General features: G+C 58.1%; 14 protein-coding genes. 8 read left to right on the top strand and 6 right to left on the bottom strand.

The window, feature by feature from the left end; all coding sequences use genetic code 11:
- Positions 1 to 24: 24 nt before the first annotated feature.
- The gene (locus I4W09_RS05625; protein WP_006234378.1) at positions 25 to 729 is read right to left on the bottom strand and encodes a DUF3793 family protein; all 705 of its coding nucleotides are present in this window, start codon (positions 727 to 729) and stop codon (positions 25 to 27) included.
- 173 nt (positions 730 to 902) lie between these two features.
- Between I4W09_RS05625 and I4W09_RS05630 the strand changes: the two genes are divergently transcribed.
- Together I4W09_RS05630 and I4W09_RS05635 are read left to right on the top strand one after the other, a co-directional pair.
- Positions 903 to 1,286, top strand: a complete 384-nt coding sequence (locus I4W09_RS05630; RefSeq protein WP_006234377.1) for a heavy-metal-associated domain-containing protein — start codon at positions 903 to 905, stop codon at positions 1,284 to 1,286.
- A 272-nt stretch (positions 1,287 to 1,558) separates the two neighbouring features.
- Positions 1,559 to 4,111, top strand: a complete 2,553-nt coding sequence (locus I4W09_RS05635; protein ID WP_196032639.1) for a hypothetical protein — start codon at positions 1,559 to 1,561, stop codon at positions 4,109 to 4,111.
- Here I4W09_RS05635 and I4W09_RS05640 read toward each other — a convergent pair.
- Both I4W09_RS05640 and I4W09_RS05645 read right to left on the bottom strand, forming a co-directional pair.
- A complete protein-coding gene (locus tag I4W09_RS05640) occupies positions 4,108 to 4,533 on the bottom strand; it encodes a hypothetical protein (protein WP_271756766.1) in 426 nt (141 codons plus the stop codon). The two genes, I4W09_RS05635 and I4W09_RS05640, sit on opposite strands and share 4 nt — an antisense overlap.
- Complete coding sequence (locus I4W09_RS05645; protein ID WP_196032642.1) at positions 4,526 to 6,097, bottom strand: Y-family DNA polymerase; 1,572 nt, start codon at positions 6,095 to 6,097, stop codon at positions 4,526 to 4,528. Before I4W09_RS05645 ends, I4W09_RS05640 begins: the two co-directional genes overlap by 8 nt.
- A 190-nt stretch (positions 6,098 to 6,287) precedes the next feature.
- On the opposite strand from I4W09_RS05645, the gene I4W09_RS05650 reads away from it, so the two are divergent.
- Together I4W09_RS05650 and pgi are read left to right on the top strand one after the other, a co-directional pair.
- A complete protein-coding gene (locus I4W09_RS05650) occupies positions 6,288 to 6,791 on the top strand; it encodes an iron-containing alcohol dehydrogenase (RefSeq protein ID WP_217107727.1) in 504 nt (167 codons plus the stop codon).
- A gap of 199 nt (positions 6,792 to 6,990) precedes the next feature.
- Positions 6,991 to 8,685, top strand: coding sequence for a glucose-6-phosphate isomerase (gene pgi, locus I4W09_RS05655; protein ID WP_196032647.1), 1,695 nt, complete (start codon positions 6,991 to 6,993; stop codon positions 8,683 to 8,685).
- A gap of 141 nt (positions 8,686 to 8,826) precedes the next feature.
- Here the strand turns inward: pgi and I4W09_RS05660 are convergent, their stop codons facing one another.
- The 3 genes from I4W09_RS05660 to I4W09_RS05670 all read right to left on the bottom strand — a co-directional run bounded on the left by I4W09_RS05660 (position 8,827) and on the right by I4W09_RS05670 (position 11,695).
- Complete coding sequence (locus I4W09_RS05660) at positions 8,827 to 10,131, bottom strand: VirD4-like conjugal transfer protein, CD1115 family (RefSeq protein ID WP_196032650.1); 1,305 nt, start codon at positions 10,129 to 10,131, stop codon at positions 8,827 to 8,829.
- Positions 10,124 to 10,741 (bottom strand): ATP-dependent Clp protease proteolytic subunit, encoded by a 618-nt coding sequence (locus tag I4W09_RS05665; RefSeq protein ID WP_022094432.1) that lies wholly within the window; start codon positions 10,739 to 10,741, stop codon positions 10,124 to 10,126. Before I4W09_RS05665 ends, I4W09_RS05660 begins: the two co-directional genes overlap by 8 nt.
- Before the next feature lie 63 nt (positions 10,742 to 10,804).
- Positions 10,805 to 11,695, bottom strand: a complete 891-nt coding sequence (locus tag I4W09_RS05670; RefSeq protein ID WP_196032653.1) for a hypothetical protein — start codon at positions 11,693 to 11,695, stop codon at positions 10,805 to 10,807.
- Positions 11,696 to 12,184: 489 nt separating this feature from the next.
- Between I4W09_RS05670 and I4W09_RS05675 the strand changes: the two genes are divergently transcribed.
- The 4 genes from I4W09_RS05675 (at position 12,185) to I4W09_RS05690 (ending at position 16,324) form a co-directional block, all read left to right on the top strand.
- Positions 12,185 to 13,027 carry a Cof-type HAD-IIB family hydrolase gene (locus I4W09_RS05675; RefSeq protein WP_196032656.1) on the top strand — a complete coding sequence of 281 codons (843 nt, stop codon included), beginning with the start codon at positions 12,185 to 12,187 and terminating at the stop codon, positions 13,025 to 13,027.
- A gap of 63 nt (positions 13,028 to 13,090) precedes the next feature.
- Positions 13,091 to 13,750: an HAD family hydrolase gene (locus I4W09_RS05680; RefSeq protein WP_328291069.1), complete on the top strand. Its 660-nt coding sequence runs from the start codon at positions 13,091 to 13,093 to the stop codon at positions 13,748 to 13,750.
- Positions 13,751 to 13,900: 150 nt separating this feature from the next.
- The gene (locus I4W09_RS05685; RefSeq protein WP_035138851.1) at positions 13,901 to 14,644 is read left to right on the top strand and encodes a GntR family transcriptional regulator; all 744 of its coding nucleotides are present in this window, start codon (positions 13,901 to 13,903) and stop codon (positions 14,642 to 14,644) included.
- A 216-nt stretch (positions 14,645 to 14,860) separates the two neighbouring features.
- The gene (locus I4W09_RS05690; protein ID WP_196032662.1) at positions 14,861 to 16,324 is read left to right on the top strand and encodes a YfcC family protein; all 1,464 of its coding nucleotides are present in this window, start codon (positions 14,861 to 14,863) and stop codon (positions 16,322 to 16,324) included.
- Positions 16,325 to 16,331 lie beyond the last annotated feature (7 nt).

Consider the following 16,331-nt stretch of genomic DNA (forward strand, 5'->3'; position numbering starts at 1 on the left):
GCAGGTTGCCACGGCTTCTATGTTCTATCGGGTTGCCTGGGCAAGTTGCGCCAAGCTGTAGCCCTGCTGATAGACAAAGGTGAAGTATTGGGTGCAGGCGCGGTAGGCATCAAACGTCGCAAGTGCCTGCTCGACATTTGCGTAGACCTTCCAGGCCCCAAAGACCTTATAGTTCTCGCCGCGCTGGACGATAAACTCGTGCACGTCGTCGTAGGGATATCCTAGGAAGTAGCCTATTTCGTGCGGAAACTCGCAGGTGCAGTCGTTGCTGCAGCTAGCTTGCTGGGGTAGTGCGCATCGAGTCTGGCTACAGGCGCATTCCGCGACGTTATTACTCGCGAGCGTGATGCGTGATGCCAAATGCACAAGGCATGTCGAAAGGTCTCTCGTGTCGTAGCCTTCCGAGGCGAGCGCCGTTTTGGCGCAAGGGTCCGCGAAATAGGTGGTGAGGCTTTTGGCTCGGTACACGTACACGAGCGCTCCGCAGGGCCGCCAGACCAAAACACTCAGGTGGATGCCAAGCGGGTCAAGCTCGCGGTTGCACTGGGCGATAACGTTGAGCAGGCGTGCTCGGCGTTCTGCGATGGTTTCTGTTGCGGTCGAGCCGTCCCCGTGGGCGTAGGTGCCTGGATAGGTAAAGAGCGATGCCGGCTTGATGCCCGCGAGCGTGGGGGAGCAGTTGCGCACGACTGCTGCCTGAAACGTTGGGATGTCTATGGTTCGAGTCACGTCGCTCCTTACGGATCTAAACTGTTAGCCTAGGAAAACTTATACACGAAAGTAAGCCATGGTCAACAAAAAAGTTTGAAGAGGAAAACTAATTGACCGAACGGACATGATTTTGGGTTAAGATGGGGACACCCCATGGGGGTATCTAGATAGTGCTACTGAAAGGGGAACGCATGAGTGACTTGCTCAACCCTGCGAATCTCATCGTGCTGACCGTCATTGCCGTCGGCATGTTTTTTGGACTGCGTCGCATTGCCGCTTCGACACACGGGAAGAGTTGCTGCAGCGATGGTGCGAGCGGCAAGAAGGCCAAAAAGGTTGTGGTGGCAGACACCGACGAGTCCCACTACCCCTATCGTGAGGAACTCCTTATCGGCGGCATGAGTTGCGACGGCTGCGCCCGGAATGTGACGAATGCCCTCAATGCGCTTGATGGCGTGTGGGCTACGGTAACGTACGCGGACCACACGGCACGCGTGCGCTCGAAGCGCCCGGTTGATCGCGACACACTCGAGACGGCAGTGAGGGGTGCGGGCTATTACGTTATGAAAATGTAGGCGTTGCCCTCTCCGGTGGGTACCAGCCTCCTGCCCATTGTGACTATCGGCATCCAAAAATTTGCGCAAAAATAACCTTTAGATGCGGCAAAAGTGGAGTTTGGTGACGGTTTGCGCGGAATTCGCTACCAATCGAGCATCTATGAACCCGTCCAAAAAATTACAGGTGTATATTTATACACTGATTATTGCTGTGCTCAGATTGCAATTAACCGTGGACAGAAATGAAGAATGCTAAAACTGGGCTTTAGGACAGGGGAGGCTATAACCTTATGAGACGAGTGGGAACACTTGGCTTGGTGGCAGCGCTTGCCGCTATCTTGGTATCGCCGCTGCCGGCGCACGCCGAAGACGCATCGGGTGCCGTTACCTACAATGCGGGAAATGGGTATTCCTTTGAGAAGCTCTCGCATCCTACGGTAGGAACGTCGCAGCCGGATGGCATCGTCGACTACCAGGGTAACGGTGCCGTTGCCGTTCCGGGCGCCGATGGTAATACGGCCAACAACGAAGGCGATCGCGGCCAGAGCTACACTTGGGCGGCTGCGAGCTATGGTGACTGGCTTTATGTGGGCACCTGCTATGCGGCGATGGGCAACACGCTGACGCTCATGAACAGCACGCTGGGCGATTCCTTTGATGTCGAAACCATGCGCCTGACGCTGGAGGCCATGTTTAACGGTACCTTCTTCTATGGACAGCAGAAGGAGGACGGCACGGCCGACAAGGACAGCGGCGGCATCTTGGTCAAGATCAATACCAAGACCGGTGAGACCAAGCTGCTACTCTCTGAATCGCTCAACGGCGTCGCTCCTTTGTTCCGCAATGCCGTGAGCTATAAGGGTAAGCTCTATTTCTGCGGCAGCGTCAGGACCAATGACGGCAAAGGCGGCCTGCCTGCTGTATACGAGATCGATCCTAAGACGGATGAGTACAAAGTTGTCTATCAGGGCCTTTCGAGCATGCAGGATTACGGTGCTGCCTACAAGCAGGGCATTTCTACCGGTATCCGCGGCATGTGCGTCCATGATGGCCAGCTCGTCATCAGTAATGTGGGTAAAGACGCGAACGGTAATTTTGTGTCGACAATCCTGACGTCGTCTGACCCCTCGAAGGGCCAGGACAGCTTCACCGAGATTGCCAACTCGGAGACGCTGTTTGGCTATCCGGCGATTCGCTATCAGGACAGCATCTACGGCGGCGCCATTTGGGATATGGTCTCGTACAATGGCCATCTCTATGCGACCATCTGCACCGGTACGCCCGAGAACGCTCCCGATGATAATTCCATGCAGTCGTTTGCCATGGTCCGTGGCGACAAGAATGCCGACGGCAGCTATTCGTGGACTCCCATTGTCGGCGATCAGAAGACGGACGGTGCAAAGTACTGCTTTGGCATCGATCCTGCCCGTACCCGTTCTGGCGCTGCCAACCTCATCGTCTACAACGACTACCTCTATATCGGTGAATACAACGACGAGGAGATTGCCCTCGAGCGCATCCTGTTCAACAAATCCAACACCGAAGAGGGCGGCAAGGGCAGCATGGGTGGCGTTGACTGCTCGTTTGTGAATGCCAATCTTGGGCAGTCGGTTAACATCTATCGCATGGACAAGGACGAGAACATGGAGCTCGTCGTTGGCGATCGCACCGACATGTTCCCCGAGGGCGGTATTTCCGGCCTGACTTCGGGCTTTGGCCGAAACGAGAACCAGTACATTTGGCGCATGCAGAAGTTCGACGGCAAGCTGTATATCGGTACCTTTGATACCGCGAGCCTGCTTGAGCCGATCGGCCAGTTCTCCAATGGCGACATTATCGATATGACGCCCGAGGAGTGGGACTCTCAGGTTCAGCGCCTTAGGGACCTGCTCGATCACCTGCTCGACAAGAAATCGCCTGACGACCCCATCGTTCCCGTGAACACGCTTGCGGACGATGATTCAAACGAGGCCGTCGAGGTCGATGATTCGAACGAAGCTGCTGAGGTTGATGATTCAAACAAGGCCGTCGATGTCGATGACGAGAAGACCGAGGTTGCTAAGGGCTTTGGCGATCTGAGCGATGCGCTGGAGGATGCCGCGGGCGGTCTTTGCGATCAGGCCGCGACGATGTCCCAGGACTTTGAGGACGACGCCGCTTATGTCCAGAAGATCGATGGCGAGATCGCGTACTTCAAGTCCTTTGCCGACCAGTATCAGGACATGCTCGATAGCTATGAGAGCCTTAAGCAGCAGTACGAGGATGCCTATGGCACCGAGCTGCCGAGCGATATTCAGGATGCGCTCGATAAGCTGCTGAGCGAGGAGAACCTCAAGAAGTTGCAGAGTGTCCTTACGTGCATGTGTTACCTGCGCGATGCCGAGCGCGGCTTTGATATGTATGTGACCGAGGACGGCGTGAACTTTACGACGCTGACGACCAATGGCTTTAACGATCCGTATAACCATGGTCTGCGCACCTTTGCGGTGACCAACCAGGGTCTGTGCCTTGGTACCGCCAACCCGTTCTATGGTTGCCAGGTCTGGATCCAACGCAAGGAGAATTCGGAGAATCCGGTTGATCCCGGTACTCCGGATCCGACGGAACCCACCGATCCTTCGCAGCCGGGTGGCGGCGATCAGCCTGGCGGCAGCCAGACGGGTGGCAACGACCAGTCGAGCAGCACCACGACCACCGTCACGACGACCGCTAAGAAGACTCCGAAGGACGGCTCGCTGCCTCGCGCTGGCGACTCGACCCTCACGCTGGTCTTGGGATTGCTGGTTGCAGCTGCCGCAGTGCTTGGCATTGCTCTCGTCTTGCGCAAGCGTTCTCGTCGCTAGGCTCGTCCGCGTAGCTCAATGTCCTGGATATCGTCGAAGTTGATGGCGATATCCCTGAGTTTGAGCAGCTTGAATGCGGGTAACGCTTCGTCGAGAATGCCCGTGCGGCTACGATAGCCGTACGTATCGTAATAGGTGACGCGCACCAAGTCGCCGCGTTTGAGGCCCTCGAGCTTTTGCGAAAGCTCGAGGGCTTTTTCTTCCGTGAGCTCACGTTTTTGCTCGACGGTGATTTCCTGCTTGCGCACGAGTTCGTAGTATCCCGTGAGGGCGGCAAAGGGCATAAACTGTGCGGCGCGGTTGGCGCGCACGGCACCGTTGGCAGTGAGCTTGGGGTCGGCGACGCGGCGTCTGCCCTCGGGGTCCGCCAGGCGCTCGAAGGCGGTCGGCGGGCGCACGGGCTGTTGTTTGGGCTTAGGCACGGTGTCCTCCAACCTGGTCGTTGCGTTCGCGCGCGGTGGCGCCGGCGGTAAAGCTTAATCCCTTGACGAGCGCGTTCTTGCCGTACTTGCCTTTCACGGCCAGGACGGCGCGCGCCAGGTCGCGCTCGCGCTCATCGGCCTCGATATCGCTAAACAGATCGATGGTGGCAAATTCCTCGGGCATGAGGTTGCCAAATCCCAGGTTGATGCGCTTGACCGGTCGTTTGGGATCGACAGTTTGCGCCCAGAGCTCATCGAAATAGCTCATGATCTTCTTGAACGAATTGGTGCGCTCGGGTAGCTTTCGCGAGGCATTGGAGTGCGCAAAGAGTGCGGCATAGCCACCACGCGGTTTGCCGCCATGCTCTCCCACAAAGATGCCATCGATTGCCTGCGCTTCGCGCACCAGGCGGCGCCGTTCGTCATCGCTCTGGACGGGCTTGGGAGCACGGGGCGCGAGCTCGGGGCCGGCGGTTGCGGTAGGTTCGATACTCGATGTGCTCGAGCGCAGGTGTCCGCATCCGTCCACATATTGCGCTGTACCGCTGGCGTCGAGGCGGCGTATGTCGGCTCGCTCGCTCGCGTAGCCCACAAAGAGCGAGATGCTGTCGCAGACCACGTGTTTATCGACCAAGTCCAACACGGCGTTGTCGACCATCTCGCGCAAGACGGTGTAGGCTTGCTCGTAGGCATAACCCTTCGAGAGCACCTGTCCTGTGGTGGTCGAAGTTGCTTGTGGGCGATAGGCTTGGATATCGGCGATGGTTGTCGGCTCGCGCCCAAAGGCGTGGTCGATGAGATATTCGGCATTGACGCCGAGCTCGTCGTAGAGCAGGTTCTCGTCGAGTGCGGCGACACCCATCAGGTCGTAGACGCCATACTTTTCGAGTCGTGCTGCCACGCCGGGGCCGATGCCCCAGATATCGGTGATGGGACGATGGGGCCAGATCTCTTTGCGAAAGGTCTCGTCGTCGAGTATGCCGATGCGGCTGAGTACGTGCTTGGCGGTGATATCGAGCGCTACCTTGGCCTGGAATAGGTTGGGGCCGATGCCGACCGTCGCCGTGATGCCGGTGCGCGCGAGGACCTCATCGCGCAACATGCAGGCAAAGCCTTTGGCATTGGTATGGTAGAGGTCTAGATAGGGCGTCACGTCGATAAAGCATTCGTCGATTGAATAGACGTGAATGTCTTGCGGGCTCACGTATTCCAGATAGATGCCGTAGATTTGCGCCGACACTTCCATGTAGTGCTGCATGCGCGGTGCGGCTTTGATGTAGTCGATGCCGTCGGGAATCTCAAACAGACGGCAGCGATTGTGAATCCCTAAGTCCTTCATGGCCTGTGTGATGGCGAGGCAGATGGTCGTGCGCCCGCGCGATTCGTCGGCAACGACCAGGTTGGTGGTGAGCGGGTTGAGTCCGCGGTCGACGCACTCGACGCTAGCGTAAAACGTCTTGAGGTCGATGCAGATATAGGTGTGACGCTCGTGCCCCACGCGTCCTCCCATCAAACACATGTTCTTATCGAATATCTGTTCGATAATACCCGCTCGTCCGGACATCGTCAAAACCTGTCAAAAAGGGACTGGTTTGTTTTGGTAGGTATGGTCGTGCGGTTGGATTGGGTTTTAACGCAGCTCTAAAGAGTGCGAAACAGCTCGGAAAACCTCGCTTCGTAGCATGAGCCTAACGATTGATACCGCCTATGCGCACGGAAGGGTTGTGGGAAAGATGGTCAATTATGGGTTTGGTATGCCGACGCGCCTTGTTGCGGATGGAGACGTGGCTCGCTGGTGCGGACGATTGGTCGCTCACTACGGTGGCACCAAGGCGCTGGTCGTGTTGGGCGGTGACAAGCATACGCGCGATGAGCTTGTCTCGGCGGCACTTGGCTCGCTTGATCGAGCCCTGCTCGAGCGCGTGCTTTTTCGCTGCGGCTCGTTTGAGGGCGACGGGGGAGACGAGCTGATCGACGAAGCCGTGGCCCTGGCGACCGACGAAGGCGTGGACTTTGTCCTGGCGATTGGCGATGCCGATACTGCTGGCTTTGCGCGCGAGCTCGCGCGTCGCATGGCGGCGCTCGATGCCGGCGAAGACGGTTTTGTCCCTTATGGATGCATTGTCTCGGAGGGCAAGGCGCCTGCTGTCGTGGGCATCGGTGAGGTTCCCGTTTTTGCCATTATCGCGCCCGAACTGCTGGAGGGCATCGGGTCTCCTCTGCGTGAGTTGCTCGGTAGCATCTGCGCCGCGGCCTAATATTTGCCATAAAAGGACGGGTTGTTTTTGGTTGGTAAAGCGTTTGACCTGCCAAAATAAGCCTGTCCCTTTTTAATCGGTTGCCGTTTGGGGGCCGATTGGCAACGCTCGCTGATTGTAGTCTTGACCTGCGCTAGAATAGTGGCATCTGAATGTCCGGGCGCATGGAGGCGTGCGCCCGTATGCTGAGGAGGACTCTATGGCAACTGTTGCCGCACCTATCGATGCTACGTCGACTGCCGCTTGGAAGGCGCTCGAGGCTCATCAGGAGAAGCTCGAGGCCGAAGGTATCGACCTCAAGGCCTGGTTCGCTGCTGACGCCGACCGCGTGAACAAGCTGAGCTTTGACGCCGGTGACCTGCACTTCGATCTGTCGAAGAACCTGGTGACCGATGAGACCGTCAAGCTGCTGTGCGATCTTGCCCGCGAGGTGAAGCTCGAGGAGCGCCGCGACGCCATGTTCTCTGGCGAGCACATCAACACTACCGAGGACCGCGCTGTCCTGCACACCGCGCTGCGCCGCCCGGCAAGCGAGAAGGGCCAGCTCATCGTCGACGGCCAGGACGTCGTCGCCGACGTGCACGAGGTCCTCGACCGCATGTATGCCTTCGCCGAGCGCGTGCGCTCCGGTGAGTGGAAGGGCGTTACCGGCAAGAAGATCGAGCATCTGGTGTCCATCGGCATCGGCGGCTCCGACCTGGGCCCGGTCATGGCCTACGAGGCTCTGCGCCCCTATGCCGACGCCGGTATCGACTGCCGCTACATCTCCAACATCGACCCCAACGACCAGGCCGAGAAGCTCAAGGGCCTGGATCCCGAGACCACGCTCGTAATCATCGTCTCCAAGACCTTCACCACGCTCGAGACCCTCACCAACGCCCGCGAGGTCAAGACCTGGATGCTCGAGCAGCTCAAGGCTCAGGGCGCCATCGACGGCTCCGATGAGCAGAACGCCGAGGCCGTGGCAAAGCACTTCGTCGCCGTTTCCACCGCACTCGAGAAGGTCGAGGCCTTCGGTATCGACCCCGCCAACGCCTTCGGTTTCTGGAACTGGGTTGGCGGCCGCTATTCCGTTGACTCCGCCGTGGGCCTGTCGCTGATCGTCGTGCTCGGCCCCGAGCGCTTCCGGCAGTTCCTCGAAGGCTTCCACGCCATCGACGAGTACTTCTGCAACACCCCGCTCGAGAACAACGCCGTCGCGCTGATGGGCCTGCTCAATGTCTGGTACGTCAACTTCTTCGGTTCCAAGAGCCACGCCGTGCTTCCGTACTGCCAGTATCTGCACCGCTTCCCGGCCTACCTGCAGCAGCTCACCATGGAGTCCAACGGCAAGCACGTCCGCTGGGACGGCAGCGCTGTGACCTCCGATACCGGTGAGATCTTCTGGGGCGAGCCCGGCACCAACGGCCAGCATGCCTTCTATCAGCTGCTGCACCAGGGCACTGTGGTGGTCCCGGCCGACTTTATCGCTTTCGCCAACACTGCCAACCCTGCGACCGACAGCGGCCAGGATGTCCACGAGCTGTTCCTGGGCAACTTCCTGGCCCAGACCAAGGCGCTCGCCTTTGGTAAGACGGCCGACGAGGTTCGTGCCGAGGGCACGCCCGAGCAGATCGTCCCGGCCCGCTGCTTTGAGGGTAACCGTCCGACGACCTCGATCTTTGGCGACACGCTGACCCCGTTTGCGCTCGGCGAGCTCATCGCCCTGTACGAGCACATCGTATTTGTCGAGGGCACGGTCTGGGGCATCGACTCCTACGACCAGTGGGGCGTCGAGCTGGGCAAGCAGCTTGCCAAGCAGATTACCCCTGCCTTCCACGACGACGCCGCCAAGGCCGAGCAGGACGCTTCGACTCAGGCGCTCATCGAGTTCTACCGCGCTCACCGTAAGTAGTCGCTGCTGTTAACGCATCGTGCCTTATAGTCAGGGGCCCGTATCCTATCGGATGCGGGCCCCTTTGCTTTGCCGTGGTCCCGGGGCGCACGGCCTTTGTGGAACATCGCCGGGGCGCCGCGCGCTGCGAGAACCCTGCGCTTAGATCTTGGCCTCCGCATGGCCTCGCTGCGCCTCGGGCAGCTCCCCGTAGAGCGGATGGTCTTCGAGCCTAAAGCGCTCGACCTGTTCGGGAGTGCGACCGCGTACAAAGAGCCACGAGCAATCAATCGGCGTCGCCATGAGTGTGCTGGGCAGCGCGTCGGCGCGGTCGGAAAACACCCGGGCACTCTCGGGATCCTGGAACGCCAGCACCAGATGCGTGTCGCAGTTGCCCATGATGGAGCGTGCGCGTGCCTCGCCATAGAGCGCATCGAGCTGGTTGGTCGACTGCAGCAGCAGCGTTGCCCAGATGTTGCGGCTTCGGATAATCGAGAGCACGTTGTCGATCTGGGGGATCTGCAGATTTGCGAAGTCATCGAGCATAAAGCGCACGGGCATGGGCAGGCTGCCGTCGGGCTGCCTATCGGCCTCACGAATGAGGCCCATAAACGCCTGCGAAATAAAGAGGCCGGTCAGCGGATCGAGATTGCGGTCAATATCGCTCACGGTTACAAACAGGGCGCAGGGGGTGTGTCCCATGGAAGCGAAGTCCACCTGATGGCACTCACGATAGAGCTGTGCCGCACCGTCGAATCCCAGACACATGACCTTTTCGGCAAGGATGCCGACGATGCTCGCGTGCATGCGCTCGGCATTTTGCGTAATGGCGTAGCGCCGCCATAGCGAGAGGGCATAGCTTTGGGGGTCGATCGTGATCAGGTCGTCAAACAATCGACTCGTGGCACCGTCCTGCAGGTGCTCGATCAGCTTGATGACCGAGCTGATCGTCTGCTCGTCGGCGGGTAGCTGTTCGGTGACGTAGGCGATAAGACACGACAGCAGGTTTGCCGCTGCATGATCCCAAAAAGGCTGGTTGTTGTCCTCGATGGGGCAGATGGCCTTTGCTACCGAGAGGATGTCCTGCTGGTTGGGCCTGCCGTCCACCTTGCGGCGAATGTGCCTCAGGGGGTTGTAGCCGCAGCGCTCGATGCCGGGCGCAAGGGCCGGGACGGTGTTGAGGTCGGCGAAGTTGAGACATTGCACGCGGTAACCGTGGGCTGCCAGCACGGGTCCCACTTCGCGACAGAGCGTGCCTTTGGTGTCGAGCACGATGTAGCTTGCGTTCATTTGCAGCAGGTTGGGCTTGAGGACGTTTCGCGTCTTGCCGGCTCCCGAGGGGCCGATCACAAGTGCGTTGTTGTTGAGTCCCGTTTGGCGGGTGTCGCAGGAAAGCGTTCGATCCTTGGCGAGGATGGTGGACGATGCGGACTCAGATGCGGCGAGGCGGCTGGCGAGGTTAGACATGGGCGACCTCCTTGGTGGTCGAGAGGATTTCGTGGGCAAAGCCGAGCTCGACGGCGCGCTCGGCCGAAAGGTAGGTGTCTTTTGCAGTGAGGGACTGGATGCGCTTGGGCGTGAGGCCGCTGCGGTCCGAGAGGATTTGCGTGAGGGTCTTGCGGGTCTGCATGAGACGCCGGCTGGTTTCCTGCAGCGCAAGTGCCGAGCCGCCTGCCCCCTGGGGGATCAGCGGGTCGTGAATCATGAGCTCTGCATGGGGCGCCATACGGCGATCGTCGCCGCCCATAAAGATCACGGCGCCCATGGACGCGGCGAATTCCAGGCAGACGGTGCGGATGGGGCACGATGCGAGGCGCATGGCGTCATAGATCGCAAGACCCGATCGCACGCTTCCGCCGGCGCTGGCGACAAATATGGTGATGGGGCGGCTGGGGTCGGTGGCATCGAGCAGGCGGATCTGCTGACATAGGTCGTGGGCCATCGGGGTTTCGATGTTTCCCATGACGGAGAGCTCGCGACGGGCGAGCATCTCATCGTAAATGCTGGTGAGCGTGATACCTCGGGCGGATTCACGCATGGTGAGGGGGCTGATGATGGGGGAATGATTGGTGTCCATGAGGACTCCTTTCTGTTGGTTGTGTTGTGGAATAGGATTGTTGCCCGTGGAGGGGCTGGCGGGCTACAGGGTTCGTCCGAGCCTGAGATCGAGCTCGGTTGTGGGGCAGGCTGCCTGTTCGTGCGGCTCGCAAGCGCCAAGGGCTCCAAAGCGATGGAGCGTTGCGGCGGGCGTGGTGTAGGCGAGCCGCAGCTGATGCTCGACAGGGGCACATCCGTCATTTTTGTAATGAGCCGCGTAGTACTGCGCGATGCTGGCGTTCATCTCGCTGCCATTGCGATGGCGCTCAAACTGGCGTCTGCAGGTCTCGATGATCTTTGCTACCGACTTGGGTGCCGTCGCGGGAACAAGAGCGAGATAGCCCTCAAATAGCTCGTTGATGCTCAGGAGGCACAGCAGGTCGATCAGCGTCCTTATGGCTGCTCCCTCGGCGGAAAAGTGCGCGGTCATGCGGTTATATCGGTTACGGTCGACGATGGCCACATGGGGTCTTGGAGTTTTCTGCCCCGTGGTCCCGGGCTTTTGCCGCGCCTGTGTATTGAGCTCGACGTTGCAGCGCTTGAGGCCGTCCAACGGAAGGAACAGTGCGGTGCGCAGGGTGTTCCGCTTGCTTTCGAGTTCATGACGCTCGTCGGGTTTCCATTCGAGCTTGAGTTTCGTGTCGAGCGCCGTAAGCATATGGGCTAGGCAGCCTACGGTAAGAACGTACGAATCGTTGTCGCGTTTTGGGGCATAGGGGTCTGTCAGCTTGCGAATGTCGGGGTCGCCCATGATCTTTGTGCAGCGCTTCAGCAGTTGAGGGTGGTCGGCCAAGATCGTCGCGAGCGGTAGCGACGCGTAGTTCTTGATGGTCGCGGCGGCAAAGGCGGCGTCATATTCGTTTGCATATGCTCGCTCAATGCGGGCATCCAGAATGCTTTTCTTATCGCCGTCTTCAGCGTGGTGGTTTGTCATAGCTTCTCCAAACGGTTGATGTTCGTGCTGTTTGTTGATGTGCTGGTTGTCGTGAGTGATGCGCTTGCCGTGGGTGATGTGCTGACGTTGGGGTGCTATGCGGTTTTCAATGAGCCCGTGAGGCAGTTGCTGCAGGGGCGGGATGGAACGGCCCATGCAAGGCGGAAGGCATCGTGCTCAAAATCGAGACAGCAATGCCCTGGGTGCCTCACATGTGGCAGTTACCTCATTAAGTTGTCATTGCGTTTGGGGTTGTACTTTGCCGATCTTCCTTCTCTTACACGCTAAAACTCAAACTTCATATGCTCGATCTACTTAAAACCGCAACGGCGGTCTTTTATCAACTTATATGTCGGAACGCGTCTTTGCAAGTACTTTTTTGCCTTTGTTTCAAATGGGGTGGTTTTGCAACCGTCATACGCGCGCTGTGCGAACGTGCCCCGGCTCGGATAAGATAGTGCGCGATAAAAACGATGCAAGGAGGCACATATGGCAATTAAAGCCATCGCGATGGATATTGACGGTACGCTCACCAACGACCAGAAAGTGATTAGCCCGCGCACGCGCGAAAAGCTGCTCGCGGCGCAGGAGTCGGGCATTAAGCTCATTTTGGCTTCGGGCCGTCCCGCATGGGGACTACATGCTCTGGCGCAGGAGCTCGACCTTCAAAACCATGACGGTCTGCTGGTTGCCTTTAATGGCGCGCATGTGGTCGACGCTCAGACCGATGAGGTCCTTTTTGACCAGGCCATGCCGGCTGACGAGCTGCACCGTCTGATTGATCACCTGCAAAACTATGATGTGATCCCCATGATCTCGCTCGGGCGCGACCTGCATGTAGAGGACTCGTATCGCTGCATGATTACACTGCCGGACGGCTCGCAGAAGAATATCGTCAAATACGAGCGCGATGCCTGCGACCTTAAGATTCGCGAAGTCGAGAGCCTTCATGAGGTGGCGGATGCTTATCCCGTGGACAAGCTGCTGACGGCGGGCGATCCGGCCTACCTGCAGGCACATTACGAGGAGATGTATGCGCCCTTTAAGCAGACGCTTTCGGGCATGTTTACGGCCGACTGGTACTTTGAGTACACGGCGCCCGGTATTGACAAGGCCCGCGCGCTCGAGGGTGCCCTGCCCAAGCTCGGCATCGATGCCAGCGAGGTCGTATCGTTTGGCGACGGCCAGAACGACAAGTCCATGATCGAGTGGGCTGGTACCGGCGTCGCCATGGGTAACGCTGTCGATGAAGTCAAGGCCGTGGCCCAGATGGTGACCGCCAACAACAACGAAGACGGTATCGCGGTGGCACTTGACCAGCTACTGGGTTAGAATCGCCGATAGTGCATGGTTCGGGCGTCCGCTTGCGGGCGCCCTTTTGTTAGGGAGGGTGCCGTGTCCGCATTTCCGTTCGACGCCGTTATCTTTGACATGGACGGCGTCATTGTCGACACCGAGTATTACTACCTGGGCGAGACTGCCGCGTTTGCCAAGGAGCTTGGGCTTAATCTGACTCAAGAGGAGTTGAACGGCCAGGTCGGTACCTCGCATCAGTTCTTCCTGCATATGCTGGTCGATTGGTTTGAGCGTGCCGGTAAGGGGCATTTCACTGGCGAGGAAGCGTTGGCCCGTTGGGACGAGTGGGCGCATAAGCGTCCGCGCGACTATCAGGCTTTGATCAACCCGGGCGCCGTGGATACGATTCGAGAGCTGCCGCGCCGCGGCGTTCGCGTTGCGCTTGCCAGCTCGTCTCCCATGGATAGCATCGAGGAAGTGCTCAACGCATGCGGGCTGTCGGATGCCTTTGAGTATGTGGTGAGCGGCGAGCAGTTTAAGGAGAGCAAGCCCGAGCCCGACATCTACCTGCATGCGCTGGATCTGCTGGGGCTGCCCGCGAATCGCTGCTGCTGCGTTGAGGATTCGGTGCCCGGCATCACCGCTGGCAAGCGAGCCGGCCTGACAGTCATTGCCAAGCGCGAGGAACGCTTTGGCTTTAGCCAGGATGCCGCGGACAAGATTATCGACCAGCTGCCGGAGCTGCTCACGCTTTCTTAGGAGCGCGGTAGTTGCGCGTTTTTCGGGTCTGATGAGTAAATACCCGACATTTTGGTGCGGCAGCAAGCATACTTTATGCTAATGCGGGCTTAAGGACTTGCTGAATGCCCTTAAGCCCGTTTTAGACTTAATTGTGCTGGGAGAGGGTATATGCCACCGACTGAAGGGCTAACTGATGGTAAAGCAGCGATACCGCTGTACCAACAGGTTATTGATATCATTAAAAACGAAATCAACTCCGGTGCCTACAAGGCGGGCGCGCGGATACCCAACGAATTCGAATTGGCTGAGAGCTATAAAGTTGGCCGCGTTACCGTGCGACGCGCTATTGAGGAGCTCGTCCAGCAGGGCTATCTAACGAAGCGGCAGGGGAAAGGCACGTTTGTCAATGCCCCCAAGCTTAAGCGCAAGATTCGCCAGAAGGATGACGTCCAGAGTTTTTCGGACGCATGCCGCGTTAACGGAATGGAGCCGGGGGCGTGCGTCATTTCGAGAAAGATACTGCCGGCAGATTCTACCGAAGCGCAGTTCTTTGGTGTTCCCGTTGGAACTGATTTGATTTGCGTTGAGCGTGTACGTACTGCCGATGGAGTCCCCGTCATGCTCGAGAACAACATATACGTTTACGAGGACAACGCCTATCTATCAACGGCACCTCTATCTAACCAATCCATTTTTGAGTTCGTGCGCAACCGAACGGGCCGCACGCCCGCGTTTACCGACCCGTGCACGCTCGAGATCGCGTGCGCGTCGCCCGAGGTCGCTCGGCTGTTGGCAGTTCCCGTTGGCGAACCCTTGTTTTATATGGAAGCCTTCTTTTTCGATGAGCAGCGGCGGCCGTTTATCATCGGTCGTCAGCGGATCGTTGGGTCTCGCTACGTTTTTGACATCTAGGACATTGCGAATGGAAGCGCCCGGTGGATCATCTCACCGGGCGTTTCCATACCGTTCACGGCGCAAACGCAACCGTTCAACCGCGTTGCGGCAATCAGTTTGAAATTATCTTGATGAAGGAAAAGCTGTGGTAATCTATGGGACGTCATAGAACGTTTGCATTGTGCAAACGTTGAAGCGAGATGCGATGCAGTCTCGAGTTCTTTGGAGGTATCTATGTCAGATACGAAGGCGAAGAAGACAAACAGACGTTTTAAGTTCAAATTACCGCATGTCTATACGATCATGTTCTTGCTGATAGTTGTCTTTGCGGTCCTGACTTGGATCGTTCCCTCTGGTCAGTATCAGCGCAAGACGATTTCGACAGCGGCGGGCGAGCGTGAAGTCGCCGTTGCTGGAACCTATGAGCAGGTCGATAAGAACTACACCGATTCCGAGACCGGCGAGACCATCAATCTGGGTCAGGATATCTTCGCGGTTCTGCAAGCGCCCACCAAGGGTATCCAAGAGGCTGCCGACGTCGTTGCGTTCGTCTTATTGATTGGCGGATCGTTCGCGATCATCACCAAGACCAACGCTTTGAATGCCGGCATGAGCCGTGTGATTAAAAAGCTCAAGAACAAGGACATCCTCATCATTCCCATCACGATGACGTTGCTGTCCATTTGTGGCACTACGTTTGGTATGTCTGAGGAAGCCCTGCCGTTCTATGCCATCTTCATTCCCATCATGATGGGTATCGGTTATGACTCGATGACGGCATTCATCATCTGCTTCCTTGGTCCTAACCTGGGATATTGTGCTTCGACCATCGACCCGTTTAATGTTTTGATCGCCCAAGGCATCATTGGCATCGAGGGTAATCCGCAACTGTGGCTGCGTGCCGTTTCTTGGGTCATCTTCACTGCCGTCGGTATCGCATGGGCCATGCGCTACGCCATGCGCGTCAAGAAAAACCCCGAGTCGTCCATTGTGTACGAGGACGATAAGCTCAAGCGTATTGAATTTTCCGTGACCGATGCCTCCATCGAGGAAGAGTTCACTATCCGTCAGAAGCTCGTGCTTATCGATTTTGCTTGCGGTATGGGCATTATCGTCTGGGGTCTTGTTACCCAGGGCTGGTACATGAATCAGATTTCCGCCGTGTTCCTTGGCATGGGCTTGCTTGCCGGTATCCTGGGCGGCCTTGACCAGCAGACGATCGCAGAGGAGTTCGTTAAGGGTCTCGCCGACTTTGCGTACGCTGCCGTCGTTATCGGTATCGCTCGCGGTATTCTGGTCATCGCCGAGGGCGGCATGATCATCGACACCATCCTCCAGGCGCTCGCTACCGCGCTCGCCGGTGCACCCGCCGCCGTCTACACCACGTTTATGTATGTCGTCCTTGGTCTGCTCTCTTTGCTGGTTCCCTCGAGTTCTGGCCTGGCGGCTCTCACCATGCCCGTTATGGGCCCCCTGACCGAGCTCATGGGCCTCAATCCCGAGGCGGCCGTCACCGCGCTCCAGTTTGCCAACCAGACCATCAACACCATCAGCCCCGTGGCGGGCATGACGGTCGCCGGTCTTGCCGTGGCTAGGATTTCGTTTGGCCAATGGTGGAAGACCATTTGGAAGTTCTTCATTTTCATGGTCGTCTTTGGCCTGATCGTAACGGCAATCTCTGGCATGCTTCCGGTGTAGGTGGTTG

Origin of the sequence: Collinsella aerofaciens (genome assembly GCF_015670795.1) — a bacterium.
GTDB classification, from domain to species: domain Bacteria; phylum Actinomycetota; class Coriobacteriia; order Coriobacteriales; family Coriobacteriaceae; genus Collinsella; species Collinsella aerofaciens_Q.